Origin of the sequence: Nonomuraea sp. NBC_00507 (genome assembly GCF_036013525.1) — a bacterium.
Lineage (GTDB): Bacteria > Actinomycetota > Actinomycetes > Streptosporangiales > Streptosporangiaceae > Nonomuraea.
The window spans coordinates 3,404,773-3,427,715 of record NZ_CP107853.1; the positions used below are offsets into that span (position 1 = coordinate 3,404,773).

At 63.7% G+C, this 22,943-nt stretch carries 19 protein-coding genes and 1 tRNA gene; 9 read left to right on the forward strand and 11 right to left on the reverse strand.

Annotated features, from left to right (window positions below; translation table 11 throughout):
• Window positions 1-36: 36 nt before the first annotated feature.
• Together OHA25_RS17145 and OHA25_RS17150 are read right to left on the reverse strand one after the other, a co-directional pair.
• Entirely contained in the window at window positions 37-654 is a 618-nt protein-coding gene (locus tag OHA25_RS17145) for a NucA/NucB deoxyribonuclease domain-containing protein (protein ID WP_327588568.1), read from the reverse strand.
• Between the two features lie 102 nt (window positions 655-756).
• Entirely contained in the window at window positions 757-1,041 is a 285-nt protein-coding gene (locus tag OHA25_RS17150) for a hypothetical protein (protein ID WP_327588569.1), read from the reverse strand.
• 610 nt (window positions 1,042-1,651) lie between these two features.
• Here OHA25_RS17150 and OHA25_RS17155 point away from each other — a divergent pair.
• Window positions 1,652-2,305, forward strand: a complete 654-nt coding sequence (locus OHA25_RS17155) for a tyrosine-type recombinase/integrase (protein ID WP_327588570.1) — start codon at window positions 1,652-1,654, stop codon at window positions 2,303-2,305.
• A gap of 20 nt (window positions 2,306-2,325) precedes the next feature.
• On the opposite strand, the gene OHA25_RS17160 is transcribed toward OHA25_RS17155, so the two are convergent.
• Window positions 2,326-3,837: an IS1634 family transposase gene (locus OHA25_RS17160; RefSeq protein ID WP_442942118.1), complete on the reverse strand. Its 1,512-nt coding sequence runs from the start codon at window positions 3,835-3,837 to the stop codon at window positions 2,326-2,328.
• A gap of 581 nt (window positions 3,838-4,418) precedes the next feature.
• Here OHA25_RS17160 and OHA25_RS17165 point away from each other — a divergent pair.
• Window positions 4,419-4,913: a hypothetical protein gene (locus tag OHA25_RS17165; RefSeq protein WP_327588571.1), complete on the forward strand. Its 495-nt coding sequence runs from the start codon at window positions 4,419-4,421 to the stop codon at window positions 4,911-4,913.
• Window positions 4,914-4,977: 64 nt separating this feature from the next.
• Here OHA25_RS17165 and OHA25_RS17170 read toward each other — a convergent pair whose 3' ends face one another.
• Both OHA25_RS17170 and OHA25_RS17175 read right to left on the reverse strand, forming a co-directional pair.
• Window positions 4,978-5,532 carry a hypothetical protein gene (locus tag OHA25_RS17170; RefSeq protein WP_327588572.1) on the reverse strand — a complete coding sequence of 185 codons (555 nt, stop codon included), beginning with the start codon at window positions 5,530-5,532 and terminating at the stop codon, window positions 4,978-4,980.
• A 289-nt stretch (window positions 5,533-5,821) separates the two neighbouring features.
• Window positions 5,822-10,186 (reverse strand): PfkB family carbohydrate kinase, encoded by a 4,365-nt coding sequence (locus tag OHA25_RS17175; RefSeq protein ID WP_327588573.1) that lies wholly within the window; start codon window positions 10,184-10,186, stop codon window positions 5,822-5,824.
• 160 nt (window positions 10,187-10,346) lie between these two features.
• Here OHA25_RS17175 and OHA25_RS17180 point away from each other — a divergent pair, with 160 nt between their 5' ends.
• Window positions 10,347-10,802: a hypothetical protein gene (locus OHA25_RS17180; RefSeq protein WP_327588574.1), complete on the forward strand. Its 456-nt coding sequence runs from the start codon at window positions 10,347-10,349 to the stop codon at window positions 10,800-10,802.
• On the opposite strand, the gene OHA25_RS17185 is transcribed toward OHA25_RS17180, so the two are convergent.
• On the reverse strand, window positions 10,799-11,341 hold the full coding sequence (locus OHA25_RS17185) for a hypothetical protein (protein ID WP_327588575.1): 543 nt from the start codon (window positions 11,339-11,341) through the stop codon (window positions 10,799-10,801). The two genes, OHA25_RS17180 and OHA25_RS17185, sit on opposite strands and share 4 nt — an antisense overlap.
• 370 nt (window positions 11,342-11,711) lie before the next feature.
• On the opposite strand from OHA25_RS17185, the gene OHA25_RS17190 reads away from it, so the two are divergent.
• The 3 genes from OHA25_RS17190 to OHA25_RS17200 are packed head-to-tail and all read left to right on the forward strand — an operon-like array spanning window position 11,712 to window position 14,530.
• A complete protein-coding gene (locus tag OHA25_RS17190) occupies window positions 11,712-13,637 on the forward strand; it encodes a hypothetical protein (RefSeq protein ID WP_327588576.1) in 1,926 nt (641 codons plus the stop codon).
• Between the two features lie 4 nt (window positions 13,638-13,641).
• Window positions 13,642-14,226 (forward strand): hypothetical protein, encoded by a 585-nt coding sequence (locus tag OHA25_RS17195; RefSeq protein ID WP_327588577.1) that lies wholly within the window; start codon window positions 13,642-13,644, stop codon window positions 14,224-14,226.
• 4 nt (window positions 14,227-14,230) lie between these two features.
• Window positions 14,231-14,530, forward strand: a complete 300-nt coding sequence (locus OHA25_RS17200) for a hypothetical protein (protein ID WP_327588578.1) — start codon at window positions 14,231-14,233, stop codon at window positions 14,528-14,530.
• 292 nt (window positions 14,531-14,822) lie between these two features.
• On the opposite strand, the gene OHA25_RS17205 is transcribed toward OHA25_RS17200, so the two are convergent.
• Window positions 14,823-18,359 (reverse strand): hypothetical protein, encoded by a 3,537-nt coding sequence (locus OHA25_RS17205; RefSeq protein WP_327588579.1) that lies wholly within the window; start codon window positions 18,357-18,359, stop codon window positions 14,823-14,825.
• 65 nt (window positions 18,360-18,424) lie between these two features.
• Here OHA25_RS17205 and OHA25_RS17210 point away from each other — a divergent pair, with 65 nt between their 5' ends.
• Window positions 18,425-18,865 carry a hypothetical protein gene (locus tag OHA25_RS17210; RefSeq protein WP_327588580.1) on the forward strand — a complete coding sequence of 147 codons (441 nt, stop codon included), beginning with the start codon at window positions 18,425-18,427 and terminating at the stop codon, window positions 18,863-18,865.
• Window positions 18,866-19,112: 247 nt separating this feature from the next.
• On the opposite strand, the gene OHA25_RS17215 is transcribed toward OHA25_RS17210, so the two are convergent.
• From OHA25_RS17215 to OHA25_RS17230, 4 genes are all read right to left on the reverse strand, one after another.
• Window positions 19,113-19,183: transfer RNA gene (locus OHA25_RS17215), tRNA-Ser, on the reverse strand.
• A 909-nt stretch (window positions 19,184-20,092) separates the two neighbouring features.
• Window positions 20,093-20,305: a hypothetical protein gene (locus OHA25_RS17220; RefSeq protein ID WP_327588581.1), complete on the reverse strand. Its 213-nt coding sequence runs from the start codon at window positions 20,303-20,305 to the stop codon at window positions 20,093-20,095.
• Between the two features lie 12 nt (window positions 20,306-20,317).
• Window positions 20,318-21,148: a phosphoribosylaminoimidazolesuccinocarboxamide synthase gene (locus OHA25_RS17225; RefSeq protein ID WP_327588582.1), complete on the reverse strand. Its 831-nt coding sequence runs from the start codon at window positions 21,146-21,148 to the stop codon at window positions 20,318-20,320.
• Window positions 21,145-21,876 carry a GntR family transcriptional regulator gene (locus OHA25_RS17230; protein ID WP_327588583.1) on the reverse strand — a complete coding sequence of 244 codons (732 nt, stop codon included), beginning with the start codon at window positions 21,874-21,876 and terminating at the stop codon, window positions 21,145-21,147. The genes OHA25_RS17225 and OHA25_RS17230 overlap by 4 nt, the downstream gene beginning before the upstream one ends.
• A gap of 300 nt (window positions 21,877-22,176) precedes the next feature.
• Between OHA25_RS17230 and OHA25_RS17235 the strand changes: the two genes are divergently transcribed.
• Together OHA25_RS17235 and OHA25_RS17240 are read left to right on the forward strand one after the other, a co-directional pair.
• Window positions 22,177-22,725: a hypothetical protein gene (locus OHA25_RS17235; RefSeq protein ID WP_327588584.1), complete on the forward strand. Its 549-nt coding sequence runs from the start codon at window positions 22,177-22,179 to the stop codon at window positions 22,723-22,725.
• Window positions 22,722-22,934 carry a hypothetical protein gene (locus OHA25_RS17240; protein WP_327588585.1) on the forward strand — a complete coding sequence of 71 codons (213 nt, stop codon included), beginning with the start codon at window positions 22,722-22,724 and terminating at the stop codon, window positions 22,932-22,934. Before OHA25_RS17235 ends, OHA25_RS17240 begins: the two co-directional genes overlap by 4 nt.
• Window positions 22,935-22,943 lie beyond the last annotated feature (9 nt).

The following is a 22,943-nucleotide window of genomic DNA, read 5'->3' on the forward strand; positions in this document are numbered from 1 at the left end:
AGAGAGAGCCCCAGCAAGTCACCTTCTCATCTCTGGTCAGTTTGGCGTCTTCACGAAGAAGCTCTCATACGGGTGCCACCTATCGACACCGTTTAGGGGGTCGGAGCCGAAAACGCGGTAGAGCTGCCAGAACGATTTCATTTTGCTTCCGACTGATCGGTTATGATCATGGGCGATGAAGTCGACCGCGACATTCCGGTTGGTGGTTTGCCCTGCGGATCCCTCGTGCGTGGCGGCGAACGGGTATTCGTCGCAGTCCTTGTACTGCGGGGATGGCTCGCCTGGCTTGAGGAGTTGTGCGCAGTACTTCACCGACTGGGCGCGGTTAATACGGTCCCGATCTTCACTGCTGGTGCGGTGGAGAGGTCCGACGCTGGGCGCTCCCGGAATCACCTTCGGTTCGTCGGTCTTCTTGGGATCGGTCTTCTCTGGCTCCTCAAGCGCTCGCCTGATCAGGTCGGTCGACTCATTCATAATGGTCTCGTCGCCGTCCCAGCCGTAGATGAGCGGAGTCTCGAACGTAGGCGTGAATTCGGTGTAAACGCACCCGCCATAGTACGTTTTCAGCTCTTCTGACGTGTCGCACCGCACAGGCATGTCGACCATCTTCGTGTTGATTAACGGGTTGGCGAAGCCAGCCTGCCAGCCCAACACGAGAATGGGCGTGAACGTGCACAAACTCAGCTGGTGAGGTCCAGTACTGCCGTTTTTATTGGAGACGAACTCAAAATACTGCTGCTTGTTCGCATCGAGTCGCTACTCGCCGATGGTGGACGTGTGGGCGCCGCCTCCTGAAGCTGCGCAGTGCATGCCGCCTGGCGCACTCCCCCCGATGTTCACGGTCAAGTCTGTGCTCTCCGGGAAGATGAGAGAGGCTGCTCGACCGGTCACCTTAATGGTGTCCACGCGCGCCCACATCCGGGTTGTGCGGCTGTTGATGTTGCCGTTGTTCTGGTCAATCTCGGCGTATTGGCCACCCTCTTTGCCGCCTGCGAAGGTGTGACCCGCCACGCTGAAGAGGAATTCTAGCTTCGCCTTCACCTTGATCTCTGTCTTCCACCCGATGCAGGGGCCACACCAGATTCTCTTCTTCTCGGTCCGGGCCTTGCCTACGGTGCGAACAGAGCACCAATTGTAGGAATCCCGAACCCAGCCATGCGGATAGGCTCTCTTGTTGTTTGCTTTGTTGCTGTTGGCCCAGCAGTCCTCGAGCCTGATTCGGTTGGCCGGCCAAAGTCTCCGGCGGTCCCGGAGTATCCGCAACTGTAGCGGTTTCGTTGTTGGGCGATGGAGTCGCGGTATTCGGCGACGCCTTCAGGCGAAGCACGTTCCAAGCGCTCCAAGCGCCGGTGATACCTGGGGTGGTGGCTCGGGCACGCCATCGCACCTCCCAGCCATGCTCCAGCCGGTCCTTGGGAAGCCGCAGCGTCACGTGCGAGTCGCCGGGCTTGGCGGTGGCCTGGCCTGACCAGATCAGACGCTTGTCTTTGGCTGTCTTGTCCGCCTTGGCAGGTTTGTGTGCGATTTCCACTTCCACCTTTGTCTCACTGCCGCGCCCGGCGGAAAGCCAGGTCGTGAGGCGGGGGGTGAGGGTGGAGGCGACGGTCACGCCATCCACGGTAGTACCGCCGTTCACCGACAGTCGTGGCCGGTGGTCAACCCGGCCCAAGCGCGGCGGCTCCTCGACGCCATCCCCCAGGTGGGCCGCAAGCGCGGTGTCCGGCTCAAGGCCCTGTTCGCCTGCATCTACTACGCCGCCCTCCGGCCGGAGGAGGCAGCCGACCTGCGGTTGAGGAACTGCACGTTGCCGGAGACAGGCTGGGGCCTGATCGTCCTGGAGAAGGCGCGCCCCCAGGGGACGAAGCGCTGGACCAACTCCGGTGAGACCCACGAGTCACGCTGCCTGAAGCACCGCGCGGACAAGGAGACACGAGAGATCCCGATCCCGCCCGTCCTGGTCGCCATGTTGCGCGAGCACATCGCCACGTACGGCGCCGCCAAGGACGGCAGGATCTTCCGCACCGGTACCGGTGGCTCCTACTCCAGCTCGGCGTACTCCTACGTCTGGCAGGAAGCCCGCAAACTCGCCCTCACCCCGGAACAGATCGCGTCGTCGCTGGCCGCCAGGCCGTACGACCTCCGCCACGCGGCGGTCTCGCTGTGGCTGGACGTGGGCGTCCCGGCCGTAGAGGTCGCCAAACGCGCCGGTCACAGCGTTGACGTCCTGCTGCGCGTCTACGCCAAGTGCATCGACGGTCAGCAAGAGCAGATCAACGGCAAGATCAACGATGCCTTGAACGAATAGCGCACCCGAGTTGGCTCAATTTAGTGCGCACCTTCCCGGCCGTGGATCTGGTTGAGCGCGTCGCGTAGGTCGGCGGGCAGGGGGTCGGCGGCGGTGAGGCGGTGGCGGCCGGCTCGGATGTGGACGGTGCGGTAGCGGCGTGCAGTGCGGACGAACTTCTTGATGGACCAGCCGGTTCGGTGTTCGATCCATCGGCTGACGGCCAGGGCGGCGAACACGATGGTCAGGTGGGCGTCGATGGATTCGCGTTTGTGGTGGTAGATCGGCCGGGCCTTGAGGTCGTGCTTACTCATCCTGAAAGACTTTTCGATCTCGAACAGCCGGTGGTAGGCCTCGATCACGAACGCGGGTGTGACGCCGGGCAGGTTGGTGATGTAGCCCTTGAGCCCGGCTAACTCCCGCGCTTTGGCCTCCAGGTCCCGGTTGACGCTCTTGGCCGCTCCGGTGAGTTTGATGAACCTGTTGCGTTTGACCGGCGCTTGGCCGTCGACGGCGCGTTCGGCCTTGGCGACCTGCTCGTCGATGCCGCGCAGGGTGCGCCGGGCCCGGTCGGCCCGGTACTGGTAGTAGATCATCTGGTCCCGGCGGGACTGCGTAGCTGCGGCGGGCCAGGGCTGGATGAAGATGTGCCCGTCGGGAATCTGGGTGTCCGGGTGTTCACGCCGCCACTGCTTGACCACGTAGGGGACCTCAGGAATGCGCATGCCGAGGATGAACGACAGACCTGCCTCCTCGATCGCCCGCTTGTTCGCCTCGGAGATCATCCCCGCGTCGGCCACGATGGTGACATCGGAGAGCCGGTGGGCGGTCATAAACGCACCGATCACCGGGAGCATGGTGTGCGTCTCAGCCTTGTTGCCCTCGAAGGCCTGCACCATCAGCGGGAACCCGGAGGCATCGGTCAGCAACCCGATCGTGATCTGCGGGTCCAGCCGCCGCTCCTTGGAGAAGCCCGGCTCACGGAACCCGTCCCCGGCGTCGGTCTCGAAATACAGGGTGGAGACGTCGTAGAGCACCAGCGAGGCCGGTCCCAGCCGGGCGTGCGCCGCGCACGCCTCGGCCAGGGCCGTGCGCCAGCGGTCTGCCGCATACAGCGGAAGCCGGCGTTTCACCGTCGCATACGACACCGAGGTGATGCCCGCTTCGTCCAGCACGCGCAGGCTGTCCTGCTTGCTGGTCGGCTCGATCACCCGGGCCAGCACCAGCTGCCGGAACACCTCATCACCCGCGGACGCGGCGTCGAACCCGAGCGCGGCATAGGCGCGGGACAGGGCATCCCACAGGTGCTCCATCCGGGAACTGGCAATCTCCAGCGGACCGCCCGCGGCCGGGCCGTCGTCCAGCCCGAGATCCAGCTCTTCCTGCCCGGCGGCCAGCCGCTGACGCGCGATGGCCTTGAGCATCTCCAGCTCGGCGTCGTCGTGCGCGGATCCGATGTGCTCGATCTCCCGCGACCCGCGGCGCGAGGAGTACACGATCTGCACCGCCCGCGCCCCTGAGGCCGTCTTCACCGTCCGCACGTACGGAGACACGGCCTACAGCGTAGAGACGCCCCCGATTTAGTGCGCACTTTTCGCCATCCTCGACGGCGGATCCCAAGGTCAGCGACCTACGACTCGGATTCGATCTTGAACGTGAGCCAAGTCAGGTCACAGCGTTGACGTCCTGCTGCGCGTCTACGCCAAGTGCATCGACGGTCAGCAAGAGCAGATCAACGGCAAGATCAACGATGCCTTGAACGAATAGCGCAGGTTACCGCCTTCGGCCCCGGGCGACCGGGGCCATGCCACTCAATGCCGCTCGTCATGCCGCGTCGCTCCCGCCAGGGGCCGCTACCTTGCGTCACTCTTGCATGCACGGGCAGAGAGAGGAGGACCATGAACAGTGATCAGAACCGCTCCGCCGTCCCTCCCGGAGAATCGCGTCCAGTGAGGCGCCCGCCGAACGGCCTACCGCTTCGGGACCGGCCCCGGCTCCTCGCCACATCCGACTCGCTCTGCTGGAGAAGGTACTCGACCCCGGTCCCACCAGAACGATCCCCTCTTCGAAGCTGGGATCGCCCAGCACGACTGGCGCTCGTTGCTGGCTTCCTGGTGTGCGTAGGCGTCGGCATATGGTCGTCGAGTTCATGGGGCGCCAACGGTTCCTCACCCCAAACGACGGTCGCCTCAAGGTCGACGCCTCGCCCAATCGTTTCCGAGCGGCCCGTGGTGCTCGCCTTGCCATCGACGTCCACGTCCGCACCTCGAACGCCGCCACCCGCGGCGAGGACCAGACCAAGCCCCAAGGTGTCGAAGAACAAGGAGCGATATCGTCGGGGAACCGTCATCGACCAGCGACTTCCACCGTGGCGCGTCCGCCTCAGCGTTGTGAGAACATCCAGGTCCTGCGCAGGAACTCAACGAGTCGCACTGATCGTGCGGAAGCGCCCAGGCGCATTGATAGCGAAGATGAGGACAAGAAGCGACAGGGATCGCTGATCGGCGCGAAGTGCGACGAACTGTTTCCGCCTTCCCGTCCTGCATTCCGCATCCGCAACCGCGCATGCCACCTGATTCTTGAATCGCGCCACGTTAGTGGGGCACTCAGGAGCCAAAGCGCCGAGTAATCAGCGATCCCCTATGGGTGTCGCACCACTGAGGACGAGCTAAACCCATTCCGTATCACTAAGCTCAGGAGGTCGGCTCTTCGGTCGAGGGCTGCTCGGTCTCGGTGCCGTCCGGCGCCACGGCGACCTGACCGGAGCCGGTGAGATCCCAGATCATGTCACCCTTGCCGTCGTTGTTGATGTTGTAGATGATCCTTCCGTCGGCGGTCCACCCACCGTTGAGGGATGAGTTGTAGTAGGCGTAGCAGTCCCACATCCTGCCCTCGGAGTCGGAGATGCTGTTGAGGTCGCTCTTCCAGTTGCATTGCTCGTTCCCATAAATGATGTCGTAGCGCTCGACGCGTACTTCCGCGATGAACTTGTCGAACCGCGTACCGCCCAGGAAAGACCCCTGCCAGTTAATACTGAGTATGGCTTGCTTCTGATTGTTGCCCGTACCCCTGGTATAGACGCATAGCTCGGCCCCCACCCACACGTCAGGCTTTCCGGGCAAAGAGAAGGTCTTCTCCTGCGGCGGGGAGCAATCGGCCTCCGCCCACGCAGCGGTCGTGGGCGTGACGGTGAAGCCGGCGATGAAGAGCGAGGCGATAGCGGCAAGCCGCAGGACCGTCCGTACCATGGAGTCCTACCCTTTCCGAAGCGTCGCACGTCAGGCGACAACGTTGATCGTTTGCCCGGAAGGTAGATCACAAAGAAAGCCTGCGCCAGACCCAATTACCATTTGGAACGAACCATATTTTCATAGAACGGTGCAGGAACTCCGAACGGTCCTCGCTTCGATGCTGCCCGCGGTTCCGCATGGGTGGCCCGCAGTGCGCGAAGGCCGTAAATGCCCACCTCAGACACTCACTGAGGAGGAGCTACACTCATCCCCTATTACGTGAGCCTGCCGTCCCGGGCTGAGGCACTCACGTCGTCTTTGGCATAGATGACTTCACCTGGACATTAGTAGCGGCCCAGGCGAGACCGAGATGCACGCCTTCGGCCAGAGGTCTTGCATTGCCAATCTCCCAGAGGAAGCCCGCAGCGAAGGCGTCGCCTGCTCCGGTGGCGTCTACTGCATCTGTTGGGATGGCCGGGTAGTGGTCGCTCTTGCCCGATGAGTAGACGGTGACGCCTTTAGCGCCTTCGGTCACGATGACAGTGGCTTCCTCCGGGATCACGGAGAAGTCGTTACGGGATCCGATCAGGTATCGCATGGCGGGGGTGGTGCCCGGTGGGACGCTCAGCGCTCCTGCGGCTGCCATGGCTTGGGCTGCGGCGGTGAAGGAGTCGTGCCAGGCGGCGAAGTAAACGATGTCTCCTGCCGCCACGGCCTCGACCGGGATCGTGATGGTGTGCAGCAGGTCGGCGTGGATGCCGATGATGGTACGTTCGCCATTTGGTTCGATGAGCAGAACCACCGAGGACGTGTGTCCCGGCAGGACCTGCACATGATCGACGTCGACCCCGGCAGCACTGAGCGTCTTCGTCATGTTCTGGCCGGCGGTATCGGCCCCCACATAGCCAACCATGTGGACACGGCTCCCGACCTGGCTCAGTGCGACCGCGACATTCGCGCCGGTTCCGCCTGGACGCTCGACACTTTCCCTGGCTTGGACGAAGTGACCGCTCGCGGGGATGCGGTCAACGTATAGGGCGAGGTCCCAGGCGATGGGGCCGATGATCCAGAAGTCACGCATACGCCGCCCGTCGCATGGCCCACAGCCCTTCGGCAAGCGTGTCCAGCCCTGCCGGGAGAGCGACTTGTGGTGCCCAGGGGATGTCCGCCGTGTCTTGGCGGCAGCTCGGGATGCCTCCGATGATTGCAGCCACGGTGTCAGTGTCCCGCCAAGGCTGACCGCATACCGCATGGCTTCAACCGGTTCGTTGTGAAGGTGGAGTACGTGCAGGATCGCGCCCAATGTGTCCATGACATCCAGCGACACTCCGCTCGGATCGGGCTCCCATCGTGCGGTGATGGGGACGTTGAAGTGGTCGAGTTCTTCTCGGGCGACGGAGATCAGGTCCTGGGCGGTGCAGGCCTCGAACGCCCAAGATCCCATGGCGGCCACAGCGCTGGCGGTGGCGATGGCCTTCGGGTCGGCATGGGTGGTTTTCGTCATTCGTATGGCCAGCTCACGGCGGCGTTCGGCTTCGGTGGCGGGTAGGGCCCAGCCGATGGGCAGCACGCGCATCATGGCACCGTTGGTCGCTCCGCCATCGGCTACCAGTTCTCCGGTTGCCTCAAACCGCGCCACCGCTCTCCGAGTGGTGGGGCCAGCTCCCCGTATGGTCGGCAGTGCCGCAGCGAGGGTGGTGAGAAAGACAGCCCCTGAGCCGCCCGTGTCGATCAGATTCCGGGCGAGCATGATGAGCTGTTCCGTGTCGTCTGACGTGCTGCCGAGCGGCCATCCCTCTCGTGTCGTGAGTGTGTCGGAGAGATGGATGTCCTGGGGCGGCTTGCCCTCCCAGGGGACGCCGAGCGCGTCGCCGCAGCAGAAGCCGGCAAGACCGTTGAGGATGCGTACCGCAGGCGGGATCGCCTGGTCAGGGAACAACTGGGCGAGGACACCGAACCCACCCCGTTCGATGGCGCGCCGTCCGCGGTCGGCGTACCGGACGCGTTCGCGGCCTTGCGCCAGGCGGGCCAGTGAAAGGCAGGCGGAGGCCACGTCGTAGGGGGTGCCGTGGTGCTCGAACTCTTTCAGGGCCTGGACGGTCAGTTGCCACGCGCCGACATGGTCGCCGTTGGCCTGGCGTACGTCGGCTTCGCTGTGGGTGACCTTCGCCGCGAGTAGGCCGTCGCCGAGATCTCGAGCTGCGCGACCGGCCTCGGCGAGAGTCTGAGCGGCTTCTCGCACCAGGCCGAGACCGCATTGGGCCTTGCCCAGCCCGTGGAGGGACTGAGCGATTCCGCGGGCGTCTTCTGACGCTTTACGGATGTCGAGGGCCTTGTTCTGGCTGTCCAACGCGATCTGCCAAGCGCCGGTGGCCTCGGCGACCAACGCTGCGTCCTGCAGCAGGCCAGCGAACAGGGCCTGGTCGCGCAGGTGGGTGGAACGGGCAGCCACGTCCTGTAGTGCCTGGTTGATGAGTGTGTCGGCACGATCGACGTTGCCGGAGAAGTATTCGATCTCGCCGAGAAGCTTGAGCCAGGGCGCCTGATCGGTCGTGGCGTTCATGCCCTCGGTGGCGTGCTCGCGTCCCTCTGGGAAACGCCCTCGATACAGCTCGATCTCGGCCAACCGGAACAGGAAGCCTTCCCGGGCGTCGGCTTCCGTGAGCGCCAACGCCGCCTGGGCGAGATGGTCGGCCCTTTCGAAGTCGCCTCTGCAGAAGGCCACCTCGGCGCGGAGCAGCTCAGCGTGTGCTGACCGGTGAGGTAGCCCGTCCAGCAGGGCTTCGGCCTGGCTCCAGCGGCCTAGTCCGAGGTAGGCGCGGGCCACGCGGTACAGGCAGCGGCCTTTGTCCTCGTCGCGGTCGATGCGCAGGTCGCTGAGCAGGCTCGCGAGAGCGCGGCATCGGTCGAAGCGGCCGGTGGCCAGGCTGCGATCCATGAGCGTGGCCCAGGCGGCTACGCCTTGGGCGGCGTTGAGATGGCTCAGGTGGTAGGCCGCCTCCAACTCGGCGGTGAACTCCTGACGCCCGCTGTAGTGCCGAGCCAGCACCTCATGGGACCTGCGCACCTCCGCCGGCCGGACGTGTTGGAGGGAGCGGCGCAGGATGTTGTGCATGGTGTACGCGCCGGATCCGCTGGCCGTACCGCCCCGTAGCGGCGAGATGAAGGAAAAGGCCGTCAGTTTGCTGAAGGCGCTGCGATCGCAGGGGAAGTCCAGCTCCTGGCCGAGGTGGTGGAAAGTCTCGGCGGTGAAGGCGCGGCAGGCGCTCACGGCCAGGATGCCGTACTCGGCTTCGGCAGGCGTCCACTGGAGCAGCCGGCGAGCCAGGTCGCGTTCCTTATCCACCAGTGTGGAGAAGTCGGCAGGATCCAGGCGGGAGCCGGCGGCCAGCGCTACGTCGGCGCACAGGCCCAGGAAGTAGGGGTGCACCTCATCGGGAGCGGTGGAGGCATAGTTCACCAGCGCTGCTTGCATGGCTGGATCGGTGATGCCGGCCAGGGTGAGGTACTGCGTCGCATCGGCGGTGGTCAGGTGGCCGACCAGCCGATGATCGATATAGCGCTCCGGGATGGGGAAGACGGGCGCGGACGGCCACGGGGGACGGGTGCGGCCTGCCACGATGGCGATGATCCCGGCTCCCAGATCGAGGTGGCCGAGCAGGCAGCGCAGCCACTCGTCGCGCATTAGCTTGTCAGCGTGGATCAAGCTGTCGGCATCCCCGATGGCCTCGCCGAAGAACGCCTCGTGGGTGTCGAAGAGCAACACGATCCGCGCGTGGTCGCCGGCAGCGTCGTTGAGATCCTTGGCGAACAGGCGCGGCAGCTCATGCAGCAGGTCCGGCTCAGGCACCAGAGTCAGGATGTCTTCCGCGTCCTGCTGGGAGAGTCGGCGCTGCATCCGTCGGCGGGTGAAGGCCTTGTCCATGCGGGCGTTGAGCATCTGGAACAGTTGCTGCCCCACGCGCAGAACCGGCAGCGCCAGCACGGCATCGGCGATGTCCAACGCGATGTTGACCTCGCCGCGGGGGAACAGCTCGGGCACCCGGTGGGCGATGTCGAACCCGAGTTTGTGGAGGTAGGTGATGGCGGCGAAGTCGAAGCGGGGCGTGGCGATCCCGTGCTGGGCGAGCTGGCGTTTGAGCATGAACAACGCCGAGAACGCCTCCTGCGGGCGATTCTCGCCTGCCGGCCGTGCGCCGAAGTCGATCCTGGCCATCGGCACCTGCTGACCATGCTCGGCCAGTCGCTCCAGCAGTTCGGGGTCAGAGGCGTCGCGAACCTCCTCCCATCTGTCGGTACGGAGGCAGCCACGCTTCTCCAGATGGCGCAGCAGCAGCGACTTGCCGTTGCCACCCAGCCCGTGCAGGTACAGGATCCGCTCTGGAGGCGGGTCCTCGTTGATGAGCGTGACGACATGCCGGGTCAGCTCGAAGCGGTTGGCGAATAGATCCAGCGACCGATCGCGCGTTGCTATGCAGCGGGTCTGGCCCTCGTCGAAGATCGGCACAATCAGCTCGCCACAGGTGCAAATCGCATGTGGTTCTCCCGGGAAGAGAAATGTCGATACGGCCCATTTACGATCTATGTCAACGCCGCGGAGTGACCTGGGCCAAGCCGTCGCAGTCGGTTGTACACCGAGGTGTTGCCCGCTTCCACCTTGTCCGCGAAGCACGCACAGAACCACGAGCCATTTCAGGCAGCGATCGACGGGCGCTGGACGAACACAGACGTAACTTCGGGCGCAGAAGGGAGTGGCTCGGCCCTATATCAAATTTTCTGTATAGGGGTGACGTCCCTCGACGTACCGGACGCGGGGAACATAACGTCAATCCATGCCAGATTTGCACCCGGCGCTGGCCCAGCAAGGGCGCCAGATCATCGAACACGGACTGGACGCTCCGCACGATGCTGATCTGCTGCCCTTGTCCTGTGACATCGTCGATGGCGACATTGCGGCGGTGCTGTTCTCTCACGTGGGTGCTCTGGAATGGGTCGTGTACGAGTACGACACCGATTGGTCGTCACTGGGTATGACCGCGATCCGCATCGCGGACACCCCCCTGCGCGGGCAGGAGGCGCGAGTCGACATACGACACGACACTTGGGAACGTAGCCGCACCAGACGCTGGAGCCCGAAAGGCCGTCACCTTGTCCACGCGCGCATCCTGCGTACGCACCGGATCGCCCAGCTGCGCGTGGCCACACGAACTGTCGCGACGCCGCACGGCTGGGCGATCATGGTTTGGCGAGGCCGTCGCCTGCCCGCCATCTCGGTGGCCGACGCTTAGCAGATGGCCCGCAGGTAGACCAACGAGTAGGCGTGCGCTCTGGCTCGTGGGACGCCTTGGGCGAACCCGTCGACGACCCAGCGGTACTCCTCGCTACCGGAACCGGTGCACTCCCAGGGGTATTGCATCTCCGCGTAATGGCCGCGGGACCAGGCGATGGTCGTGCGGTGCACATTTCGCCAGACCCCGAGGCCTAGGTAGCGCTGCAGGGTCAGCCGCGGCCCTTGCGGGATGTAGCCGGCCCCGGTGCACCATTGGCGGCCGATGCCTTTGATGTGCCAGCGGCCGTTGTGTCTCCAGAACTGCGGATCGCTGACGTAGAGGTGGCAGCGCCACGCCGGCGCGGCGGCGCGTTGGTCTTCGGCTGCCGGAGAGCGGACCTCATACGTTGTGCTGCCTTGGGGGCCCGGAGTATCCCAGGCTGGCACGAGTTCCGCTCGCGGCTTGGGCGTGGGGTCAGCGTGAACGGCGGGAGCGATGAGCCCCGCGGCGGTCAAACCTAACACTGCCAGTAAGGCGATCTTGCCTTGGATGCGCATGGTGCCTCCATGGTTGATGGGGCTACGCATGACCCGGGCGGCTAGTGGGCCTGCAGAAGCAGATTCCTCCTTCAGATGACAACCGATTGGAGGGACGGGTATCAAGACAAGTGGAGAACTCTGTATAGCACCTGGTCACAGCCGCTTCCCAGGTGTCACCGAAAACGCCCTACTCGGTCGTGACGACGGCTTCCGCTTGTGTGCTGACCCACAGATCGGCGGTTGAACCGGGAGTGCACCGGCTCGCGTACTCCTGGTTGAAGCCGCGGTCGCCATATCGGTAGCGCAGGAATCCTTAGACAAATGTCAGGCTGAGGTTAGGCTGATTGGCGATCCGGACGTATTCCCCCGAAGATGCCGGAAATCACTCATGACTCAGCCCGCCGATCTACCGTCGAAGCCGTTCGACGACAAGTTCTCCGGAATCAACCCATCGTGGATGGGCCCGTTCGAGAAAGCACTCGGTCGCGCCGGAGAGCTGTTCCGCAGGAACGAGCCGCTGGTCCGGCGTGTCATGGAGAAACTCGAGCTGGACGTCTCGGGACTGAGCGCCATGCGGGAGGCGGAAGGCTGGATCCGTGCTAAGACGCCCGAGCTCCGGCGGCGGAACGACGCTATCCAGGCGATGGACGAAACTTGGGGACCCAAGGGGTCGGGTGGACTGATCGGGTTCGACGAGGAGCTCCACAAGAAGGTCTCCTACGACGCCGACGCCTATGCGGCGGCGGCTCACCTCAACCAGGCTGCGGACGGCGAGGAAGTCGACGACAAGACGCTCGCCCAGCTGGAGAAGCATGCGGGCGATGCCGGCTTCGCGCTCAAGCTGATGAACGCGATGGGCCCGGAGCGGGTCCGGCGACTGCTCGCCAAGACCGACGGGCAGGACAAGAAATCCCAACGTCTGCAAGCGGCTCTTGGCAAGGCGCTCGGCAGCGCCAGCGGCCAGTTAAGCACGCGGTGGCGCAACGACCTGACGGCCAATCTCTCACGCAGCACCCAGGCAGGGATCGCCGCCGCGCTGAAACACGGAACCTTCAACAGCTCTTTCCTGCTGGAGGTAGCCAAGGCGCTGGATGCCACCGAGCGGAAGCAAGCGACGCACCACGTGGTCGGACGACATCCGATGGCGGACGTGATGAACGCCCTGAGCAAGCACCCGGACGCCGCCCAGGGATTCTTCGCCAGCGGCGACAGGCTCAAGTACTACACGACCAAGCTCCCGCTGTGGGATAGCGGTAAGGCGGTGGGCGAAGCGCTGGAAGCGGCCACGATGACCTACCGAGACCGCGCGGGCTCAGCCGCGCAGCCGTCCTCCGGCTACCTGTCGGCCAAGCTGGCCGCTGAGCTCATGCATCTCGAATACGAGCAGATTCACGCGGGCAAGCGGCAGGAGGCGTTCGTAGCGCCCATCTCCATCGGGCGGATCCTGGCGGCGTACATTCCCGATGTCAATCGGGCCGCCATGGACGCTATGCAACAACCCGGAGTCTATGAACAAGACCATGCCGGCATACCTGGGCAGGAACCCTGGGGGGCGAAGTTCAACCAAGGTCAACTGCGTGAAGTGATGCAGAACGTCTTCGCCAAGGATGAGAAGGCCTTCGGGATAGTCATGGCTGCGCAAGCGGCATGGGGAAGCCAACTGTTCGATCACGGCGCCGCACAGCTCGCCGCGAAACAGGGCAAGAACGCGATGAACACCGCCGTGCAAGAGGCTGGGGCGGGTTTCGGGATGATCGCCCACGCGGCCGGCATCGCGAAGATCGAGACAGGGCGTGAACTGGACGAGGCCCAGAAGCGCAACATCAAGATCTTTATGGCCATCATCAACACCGGGCTGTCCTTCCCTCAGAAGGCGGCATGGCCGATCACTGCCAGCGTGGTGAGCTCTTGGGGAGGTGTGATCGAGGACAGCGTTAAAGGCACGAAGGAGAAAGAGGCCATCGCGTCCGCCAATTTCGCTTCCGAACAAACCAAAGAGCTCGTTGGCCAGCTCGCGGCTCAGGCCATGTTCAACCATAGACTGTTCGGCGCGGCCGAGCCGCCCGCGAAGTCCCATCCCTGGGCGTCGCTGACCGACATGAAACCCGGCACCGACCCCCGCAAAGCAATTAACAACTTCCTCAAGGATGATGGTAAGACGCTCATGACTATGGAAGAGATGATGAAGTCGGGCCAGCATCCCTACGATGCCTATAAGAGATGGCTACGCCGACCGAATGACAACCCCTGGGTGGACCTAGGAGTGCAGCAGACCGTGGACTCGGCCTTCAAAAATGGGTTCCCAGCCTTCTAGGCCGATGAAGGAATCCGCCGCCCGGGTAGCGAGCCTGCTCACCTGCATACTGGTATTGATCTCGGCATGCCAGCAGGACAAAACTCCCGTAGTTGATACGGCTCCTCTGCCGTCGGCACCCGCCCCTCCCTACCTCTGTGATCATATTCCGGAGGCTGCGGCCAAGCTGATGACAGGGGTAAGCAACCCCATTGTGGTTGGCTTTCTCACGGAACCTCGCACCGAGGCCGGCTACGGCACCTGTGCCACCTACCAGCCGACAGGAGAGCGGGCGCGGCTGCTGCGGGTCATCCTCGATGCCGGGGGCGTCCGCGGTCAAGTTGACGAATATCTCAAAGACGGCGGCAAACTGCTGCCCGAAATCGTGCCCGGTGGCTACGGAGCCTATATAAAAGACCCCGACGAGGAATCTCATGTGGGCGCGATACTCGTCAAGGGCAAAGCGCGCCTTTTGGTCGAGCTCGCGCGGGGAGTCAAAGGCCGGGACAACGCCGCCGACATGGTGGCGTTCATGAAACTGATAGCGCCGAGACTCCTCATCGGAACCGACACGCCGTCCCCCAGTCCGTCCCGGGGGAAGGGGAGCTGAACTGATGCCTGAAATGGTGCCCAATCCGTTGCGTGAGGCGCTGCGGGACGCGCTGAAGACGATAGAACCGCTGCTGCATGAGATGCAGGACGCACTCGACGCCCCCGCCAAGAACTTCCACACCGGCAGAATCTGGACGGGCCCGGTCGCCAAGACTTTCGACGTCGAACTCGATCGACAAAACAGGCGGGTCCAGCATGCGGGCGAAACCATACTGAACGATCTACGCTGGCAGATCACGCGCACCGCGGCGGAGGTCACCGAGCGGCAGGCGCTGGAGATCAGCCGCCGGTACGACCTTTAGTTGCTCCGGATGCCAGCGCCGCTGTACCGGTGTCCTCGTATGGCTCGCGGAGCGTGCATTGCAGAGCGGGCCGGTATCTTCTAATTAGCGGTGACTAGCTCCGAATTGCCTGTTTAAGACCTTCTGGTGCAACTTCTCGCGACGGATGTCGGCTAATTGAAATAGCTGATCTGTGAAGTAGTGGACGCCCAGTTTGCCAACGAGCTCATCCCCAATTCAATCTCGAGGTCCCATGGTTACTGATGCCGCTTGGCCATGCCGTGCAGTTCAAGGACCCGTCATCTCCGCTTGATCACTCCGGTGCCCACCCCCAGGCAGCAGCGACGCTCCCATCAAGTTCTCGTCCGTACCGGAACCGTTCTCCGTAGTTGCAATTCTCGATATATAGATCGAAAAAACCTGCGGCTGGAAGACGCTCGATCAGCTCAGCGATTTGCTCCTGCGCCCCTGCCTCCCGCAGGCTGTCCAGCAGCAGGTCCACTGGGTACGCGCTGTAGAGCGTGGCTTGGGTGGTGACACGTTTGGCCAGAATGGCGACCTTGTCGCGTGCCTCAACCTCCCGCATCTTCGCCATTAGCCGGGTCACGCCATACGCGTCGTATAGAGCGACCTGGGTGGCGGCACGTTCGGCCAGCGCAGAGGCCTGTTTTTGCGCTCCCACATGCCACAGTCGACTGAGCAATAGGGTCGCCGCTCGCGGGTCATCGAGGACAGTTTGGGCGGCGGGGTCATGAGCCAGTAGCTCAGCGACTAGCTCGTGCCCCCCAATTTCCCGCAGTCTGACCAGTAGTTCCGCCACGGCGCGTGCGTCATCGAGAGTGGCAGCACGTTTGACCAGGGTTGTGACCTGTTCTTGCGCCCCAACATGCCTTAGCTTGTCCAGCAGTTGGGCCACGGCGTCGGGCTTGTCGAGAGCGACTTGGGCGGCGGGATTACGGGCCAGCAACTGAGAGATCTGCTCATGCGCCCGGACCAGCCACAGCCTGCCCAACAACAGGGCAACCGCACCTGGATCGTCGAGAGCGACTTGGGCGGCGGGGTTACGGGCCAGCAACTCGGCGGTCTGCTCATGCGCTCTGACTCGTTCCTGCATTCCCAGCAACCGGGCAACCGCATACGGGTCCTTGAGAGCGACCTGGGTGGCGGCACGTTCGGCTAGGGCGGCGGCGTGCTCGTTCGCCCCAATCTCTCGGAGCCTGATGAAGAGTTCGGCCACTTCCCGTGGGTCGTCGAGGACAACTTGTGCGACGAGGTTATGAGCCAGCAGCTCAGCGATCAGCTCTTGTCCCCCAATCTCGTGCAGCCTGACCAGTAGTTGGGCCACGAAGTATGGGTCTTCGAGAGCGGCGACGCGTTCGATCAGGGCGTCAGCGTGTTCGTCTGCTCCAACCTCTCGGAGTTTGACGAGGAGTTCGGCCACTTCCTGCGGATTGTCGAGGACGACTTGGGTGGCGGCTCGTTCGGCTAGGGCGGTGACCTGCTCGTCGGCTCCCATTTCCTGCAGCTTGCTCAGTAGTTCGACCACCGCATGCAGGTTGTTGAGGGCGATTTGGGTGGCGGCGCGTTGGGCTAGGGCGGTGGCCTGTTCGTTCGCCCCAACCTCTCGGAGTTTGACGAGGAGTTCGGCCACTTCCTGCGGATTGTCGAGGACGACTTGGGTGGCGGCTCGTTCGGCTAGGGCGGTGACCTGCTCGCTGGCTCCAACCCGTCGCAGTGTGGCAAAAAGCCATGCCACTTCAGCTGCCTTGTTAAGAGTGGCTTGGGTGGTGACCCGTTCGGCTAGGGCGGTGACCTGCTGATCGGCTCCCATTTCCCGCAGCTTGCTCAGCAGTTCGGCCACCTCATACACGCTGTGAAGGGAGGCGTGGGTGGCGGCACGTTTGGCTAGGAGGGCGGCGTGTTCGTCTGCCCCAACCTCTCGGAGTTTGACGAGGAGTTCGGCCACTTCCCGCGGATTGTCGAGGACGACTTGGGTGGCGGCTCGTTCGGCTAGGGCAGTGACCTGCTCGTCGGCTCCCATTTCCTGCAGCTTGCTCAGTAGTTCGACCACCGCATGCAGGTTATTGAGGGCGATTTGGGTGGCGGCGCGTCGGGCTAGGGCGGTGGCCTGTTCGTTCGCCCCAACCTCTCGGAGCCTGACGAGGAGTTTCGCTACCCCCTGCGGATCATCGAGAGCGACTTGGGTGGCGGCTCGTTCGGCTAGGGCGGTGACCTGCTCGCTGGCTCCAATTTCCTGCATCATGCTCAGCAACTCGGCCACTGCACCAGGGTTGTGGAGGGAGACGTGAGAGGCTGCCCAGCGGGCAGGGCGGTGGTCGGTCGGGTGCAGGGCATGTAGGTGGTGTATGAGGATTCTGGCGGCACGCGGGTCGCCATTGGTAGTGGCGTGCCTGTAGAGGCGGACGGCATCGCGGTACAAACCGCGGTCCCAGGCGGCGTCCCCGAGCGCTCTTAGGTCGCCGGGATGGGCATGGGCGGTGGCGGTCCAAAAGGCGCGTGGCGGCATCTGGTCGGCGCGATGGCGGTGACCGTACTGGTCGAGGGAGTCGGCCAGTCGATAGCCGGCGACGCCGAAGCCCTCCTCGGGAGGCACGGGTTCTAAAGCCTGAAAAGCGCCCTTGAGGGTACGTGTGGCGTATTTCCAGGCTCGTTCTTGGCATGCGGCGAGTTCCTTGCCCACAAGGGCGCGGTGCCGGGGAGCCAGATAGCCAACGGCGGCCTGTTGCAGCAGTTTTTGCGTCAGCAGGTGGGTGTGGCCCAGGCGGACGGCGTCCATAGCTGCTTTGATTAAAGCCTGCCCGTAAGGGTCAGCGCCGGGTCCCTGATAGTGGTCCAGGAGGTCGGGGACCCCGGCCAAGAATTGGGTGAGGCGCCCCGCCGCCCCAGCACTCTCGGCGGTGGCGAGGGCCTCCTGCACTATCGCATCGCCGCGGCGGCGAGCCTCAGCGAGCTGTTCATCGGTGAATTGATCGGGCACGTCGATAACTCCGCCCCGAGTCACGTCCAAGCGCCGACGTGCTGTGCCACTCAGCTCCGGCAACGACCGGAGTAGGTCCCGAATGGCCAAGGACGGGTCGGCAGCGCCCGGCTCGTCGTGATGATCGGCGGTGTAGGTTGCCCAACTGTCCAGCCACAGTGTGGTGATGGCCACGATGTGGCTGGTGCCGCGCAGCAACTGTGCCAGCGCGGACAGCGGTTGCACACCATCCGGATCATCAGCGTAATGGCGCAGTTCGTTGAGCCACAGCACCGACCGACGAGGTATGCCTTCCTCCAACAGCCGGGACAGCGCGGTGGCTGTGGGCGGATAAAACAACGGCCAGTTTGGCAACCGTGCCACCACCGCCTGATATGCCGCCCGCGACTTGCCCGTGGAGGAATCCCCCCGCAATACCACCAGTCGGTTGGCAGCCACGGCCGGGTCCAGCGCCGAGTACAGCAGATCGTCATGCGAACGCCGGACATAGCTCGTCAGCGCCCCGCCTCCGACCGTTTTATGTACTCCCAGCGCCACTGGGCCCCACCGCCCCACGGGCTGTCCCAGCCGATCCGGTCGCTTTATAGCCGGGTCAGCAGCGTCGGTACCGGAGGTAAAGCGCCCTGCGCGACGCGAGTGACGGGTCTGCTTGGCTTCGGCGAGCAGATGGAGCCACCCTTCAGCATCACAAGGCAGCATTCCGAGATCCGCATCTCGCTTGGCGGCCAGATCCAAGCACAGCTCTACCACCGACAGCAGCGGCCCGGTGGGTTCAGGAAGGTGATCGCCCTTCATCCACTCATACAGCGTGGTTCGACCGACCCCCAGCCCCTTAGCCACCACCTTGCTCACGGTCAGACCCGCGACGGCTAATAGCTCAGTGAACGCCTCACCGAAATCCTCTGGCGTTCGACGTGATGCCATACATCCGCCTCGCAATCGTCGCCCTTGGCGGCCATCACTGCGGCAGCCAATTGGTGCGATGGTGTCCGACGCCTTCGGATATTGCCCTATCTGGACGCCTGCTGCCCAGCCTGCGGCTTGACAAGCATGCGTCCGAACTTGTCCGAACCCCGTGGCGGATCGGCAACTGCCCACGTCAATCTGCGGTCATGCCCGCTGCACCTTCCAACACTCGTCGCCGGTCTTCCGTGACTGCCAAGGGCGGCGCGGTCCTGACTGTGGCCGCTGTCCATACCGGAGTTTGGCTGAGCGCTCCCACCTTGGCCGTGGTTCTCACGCTGCTGGAAGCATCGCTGACCGTCATGATCATCGTGACCGCTCTGTATGCGCCCGACTCGATCAGCGATCGTGCCTTTCGCATGCTGCCCTGGACAACGAGCAAGACCGAGAAGTAGCGCTCTTGGAGACCACCGAGATGGGTCTGTTCCGACAGCCCGGGTGACCGGGGATGTTGGAACCCGAATGGCTCGGAAGTAGTGCTCACCTGGGAAAACGCTGTCAAGATCATCCCGCATATATCCCGTGATCATGGTCCTACGGCTGCATACGGGTGCCCTCGGCGACCTACGAGGGGCCTGGCAAGCAAAAGACCTGCGGTCAAGAAACCGCAGGTCAGATGCCGGAATGCCTGGTGGAGATGAGTGCCCCCGGCAGGATTCGAACCTGCGGCACCCGCTTTAGGAGAGGGATTGCGGTTTTGTGTTGATCACGGCTTTGAGCTGCGGGAATGGCGACCTGGGCATGTTCAACGGCGGTGATCATTCCGGAGATATTCCGTGGTGATCCGGTGCGTCCGCAGGGGGTTGACGAATTGTTGCGGTGGTGCTGGATCCATGGGGCAAGATCGCAAAAGAGGGGCATTACAATGATCAACTTAATGGGGAGGGGCAGCGCCCCTGCCCGCGAACTTTCCCCTCCCGCCCCTCTTTTGCGATCTTGGAGGGGTCCCCATGGATTCGGCTCCGAAACAATTCGGTGACCCCCGGAACCGGCCGTCTCGCCGTGCGGCTCTCTGTTCCTCGGATGCAAGCCTGCGAGTGTTCTCCGCCCTCTTTGTTGTCGCGGACGCGCATGGGCTGTGCGGTGGCCGCTGGCGGTTCCTTGCCTTGTGGTGGGAGAGCTGAGGAACGCGGAGCGGAGCATGCTCCATGCCGCCTATGTTCCGTCCCCTGCTCACGGTGTGCCGCTTGTCGGCACGCGCGCCGCCGCGGGCGGGACCGGCCGGAGAGCCGCAGCCCGCCCGCGAGCGGGCGCGCAGGGGCCAGCCTCCTGTCGCGTCTTCCCCGTGGTGGTGTGCGTGGTGGCAAGGGCAGGAGTAGAAGGGGCGGGGCTTGGGTGGCCGGCGCCTGCCTCCGTGAGGCTTCTCGGTATCCCGAGCTGGCGGGGCCGTGGTGGTTGCCGTGCTGTCCTGCTGTCTGCCCTGACGACTTCCCTACGACCTTCGGTGGAGCCTTATTGGAACGAGCGGCCGTATCCCGTGGATCTTGGCCGCTCGTTGGCGATCTTCAGGCTTCCCATGATCTCCGTCCTCACCGTTGCCCGCCTTCCGCCGCTCGGCGGCGGCTTGAAGACGTAAGCAAAGTTGTAACGGGTGGCGACGGGGCTTGAGATGCGCGGGTGAATTACCAGTAGGGTGGCAGCCGACGATCAAGGGTGCCACGAATATCCATGCCTGGCGTGATCCCGTAGGCTCGGAGAAGCTGGCATGCTCCCGTCAGGGCGTCTGCAAGCTTGCCCTCTGGGAAGTCCTTCACCTCAAGGCCGTTCTGGTTGAGCATGAACCCGACTTCTCGTATGAGCTGGTACGGGTCGTAGTACTGCTGCTGTTCACTCATGGCGCTTCTCTCTTACCAAGCCTTCCCGGTGATCCGCTCGTACGCCTCGATATAGCGAGCACGGGTGGCATCCACGATGTTCTGAGGGACTTCCGGCGCGGGAGGCTTCTTGTCCCATCCGGTACCGGCAGCCCAATCGCGGACGAACTGCTTGTCAAAGGCGAACTGAGGCCGCCCAGGACTCCAGTCCTCAAGAGGCCAGAAGCGTGATGAGTCCGAAGTCAGGACTTCGTCGCCCAATGTGAGCTTGCCGTCTTCGTCCCAACCGAACTCAAGCTTGGTGTCCGCGATGATGATGCCGCGTGCACGAGCGATCTCGGCTCCGCGCTTGTAGACGTCGAGGGTGATCCGGCGAAGCTCGTCGGCCACCTCTGCGCCTTCCTGGTTCACGACGTCATCGAAGGTGATGAACTCGTCATGCGTCCCGATCTGTGCCTTGGTGGTTGGCGTAAAGATGGGTTCAGGAAGTTGAGATCCTTCGGCGAGGCCAGCGGGCAGGGACACGCCGGACACGGCCCCGTCACGCTCGTACTCCTTGAGCCCGAGGCCAGCAAGGTAACCCCTGGCGATGCATTCCACCTGCACCATGTCGAGCTTGCGGCACCGCACGGCGCGCCCCTCGAACTCTGCCGGCACGTCTGTGGCAGAGATGATGTGGTTCGGCACGATGTCAGAGAGCTGGTCGAACCACCAGAGCGAAAGCTGAGTGAGGACCTTGCCCTTGTCGGGGATGGGCGTGGGCAGGATCACGTCATAGACGGATACTCGGTCCGACGCCACGAGGATGATGTCTCCCCGATCCTCGTACACGTCTCGGACCTTGCCGGAGTGGATGAGCTTCACTTTGCCCCCTGTTCGTCCGCGAGCTTGTAGTCATAGGTGGACCAGCGACCCGAGACGGTCACGTACTCGCCGTACTCAATGACGCTGCCTTCCTGGTCATACACCCAGTTCCGGCCCCGAAGGACTGGCGACCCGACCGGGACGCGCAGATCTTCCGCATCCTGCTCGGTAGCCACGTCGGCGCATTGCTGATCACGGCCGGACACCACGATCCGGCCGGTCTGCTCTTCGATGTAAGTTGGCGTGCCTTGGACCAGGCGCTCAGCCACAAGCAGCTTGGGCGCACTCTCGGCCAAGGCTCCGTCAAACCACGAGGTAGAAGCGGACACGGGCGTGTTGGTCTCAGTGTTCATGGTGACTCGGTGGCGACGGATGGCATTAGAGCCGGACTCCAGGCCAAGTGCGTCGGCAACCTGGTCTGGCGCGCTGACCAACTCGCATTCCTTGATCTGAGCGGCCTCGTTGGGCGGGTAAATGCGCCCGCTACGACGGATCGCCTGGAAGCGGTCGCGCGGCGAGGTGTACTGCTGGTTGAGCACTGTCACGACGGTTCCAATGCCGGGTACCGCCTTGACAAGACCTTCAGATCGCAGTGAAGCCAAGACCTTCGTGGCCGTGGCCAAGGAGATCTTCCAGTCGCGAGAGATCTGACGGGCAGACGGAATGGTGTCACCATCCCTGAGTTCGCCCGACTGGATCTGTCTGCGGATGTGGTTGGCGACCTGCATGTATGGCGGGTCCTGGCGTTCGATACTCGGAGTCAAGACGGACCTTCCTCTCAAACCGGTCAATGCGTACGTTCTAGTACACCGGCATCCGCCAGCCTAGCTCACCCCTCTGCTTGCACGAAAACTGGGGGCTAAGGCAGGAGATAGGGTTGACGGTGTACTAAGACACCTCTAGTATACAGAGTACTAGTACACGGTGGCCAATGAAGGTGTAGGAACCCACTAGAACAAGGAGCTCCCGACAGGAGGGTGCGACCTCCAGCCGGGAGCCAAACATCGATCGGTCTTAGGAGAACATCGATGCAACTTCAGGCTACGCCTGCTGCTGGGGAGTGCGGTAAATCGGCGGCGGTGCTCGAACTCGTCCACACGCACATGTCCAGCTCGAATCGGCGGGCGTACCTGCTTCGAGCTGCGGAAGCTCTGGCGGCTGGTGATCTGGCGAGCCTGCCTGTGATCGCCTCGGTGTGGCGCGTGCCCGTCGGCGACCTGTGCAAGGACTGCCACGGTACGGGGTTTCTGAGCTGGTCGGCTCGCAGCCGGGGCGGAGTCACGGTGTGTGCGTGCATGCCGGACGTACACCCGGGGTTCGATGTCCCGCGCTTCACGCGAGAAGAGGTCGGTAGCAGGCTGCGGTACGAGTACCCGGATGAGGGAGCTCGGCGCGTGTTCACGCTGTGCCGATCATGCTCGGTGGCTCCGGCAGACCTGGATGTCGAGGTGGGCGCGGTCGTCGTGCCGTGGGTGCCCGACTGCACTGTCTGCGGCGATACCGGCTGGGAGCGGGTGGACGACCGGCTGACCATGTCCCTGACGCGCCCTGAGCGGAAAGCACGGGTGCGCGTATGAAGGCGGCAAGGGCTGTTCGGGTCCGGGAAGAGGAAGCGCTCTTTCCTCGCAAGCGCGTTGTCATCGACACGATGTGGGCGTTCTACGCCCTGGCAGACGAGTGCATCGGTGAGCGGACGTGCGAAGTCTGCGGCGCCACTCCGGGACAGCCGTGCCGTCCCAAGCCGCACGGCTGGAACTGCGACGAAAACGGCTGGATCGAGAAGTAACGAGCTGAC

What these genes read in the sequence shown, in the direction of transcription:
- OHA25_RS17165 (WP_327588571.1), top strand. Translation starts at nt 4,419, where the DNA reads ATGGTCGTCGAGTTCATGGGGCGCCAACGGTTCCTCACCCCAAACGAC.
- OHA25_RS17170 (WP_327588572.1), bottom strand. Translation starts at nt 5,532, where the DNA reads ATGGTACGGACGGTCCTGCGGCTTGCCGCTATCGCCTCGCTCTTCATC.
- OHA25_RS17180 (WP_327588574.1), top strand. Translation starts at nt 10,347, where the DNA reads ATGCCAGATTTGCACCCGGCGCTGGCCCAGCAAGGGCGCCAGATCATC.
- OHA25_RS17185 (WP_327588575.1), bottom strand. Translation starts at nt 11,341, where the DNA reads ATGCGCATCCAAGGCAAGATCGCCTTACTGGCAGTGTTAGGTTTGACC.
- OHA25_RS17190 (WP_327588576.1), top strand. Translation starts at nt 11,712, where the DNA reads ATGACTCAGCCCGCCGATCTACCGTCGAAGCCGTTCGACGACAAGTTC.
- OHA25_RS17195 (WP_327588577.1), top strand. Translation starts at nt 13,642, where the DNA reads ATGAAGGAATCCGCCGCCCGGGTAGCGAGCCTGCTCACCTGCATACTG.
- OHA25_RS17200 (WP_327588578.1), top strand. Translation starts at nt 14,231, where the DNA reads ATGCCTGAAATGGTGCCCAATCCGTTGCGTGAGGCGCTGCGGGACGCG.
- OHA25_RS17210 (WP_327588580.1), top strand. Translation starts at nt 18,425, where the DNA reads ATGCCATACATCCGCCTCGCAATCGTCGCCCTTGGCGGCCATCACTGC.
- OHA25_RS17220 (WP_327588581.1), bottom strand. Translation starts at nt 20,305, where the DNA reads ATGAGTGAACAGCAGCAGTACTACGACCCGTACCAGCTCATACGAGAA.
- OHA25_RS17230 (WP_327588583.1), bottom strand. Translation starts at nt 21,876, where the DNA reads ATGCAGGTCGCCAACCACATCCGCAGACAGATCCAGTCGGGCGAACTC.
- OHA25_RS17235 (WP_327588584.1), top strand. Translation starts at nt 22,177, where the DNA reads ATGCAACTTCAGGCTACGCCTGCTGCTGGGGAGTGCGGTAAATCGGCG.
- OHA25_RS17240 (WP_327588585.1), top strand. Translation starts at nt 22,722, where the DNA reads ATGAAGGCGGCAAGGGCTGTTCGGGTCCGGGAAGAGGAAGCGCTCTTT.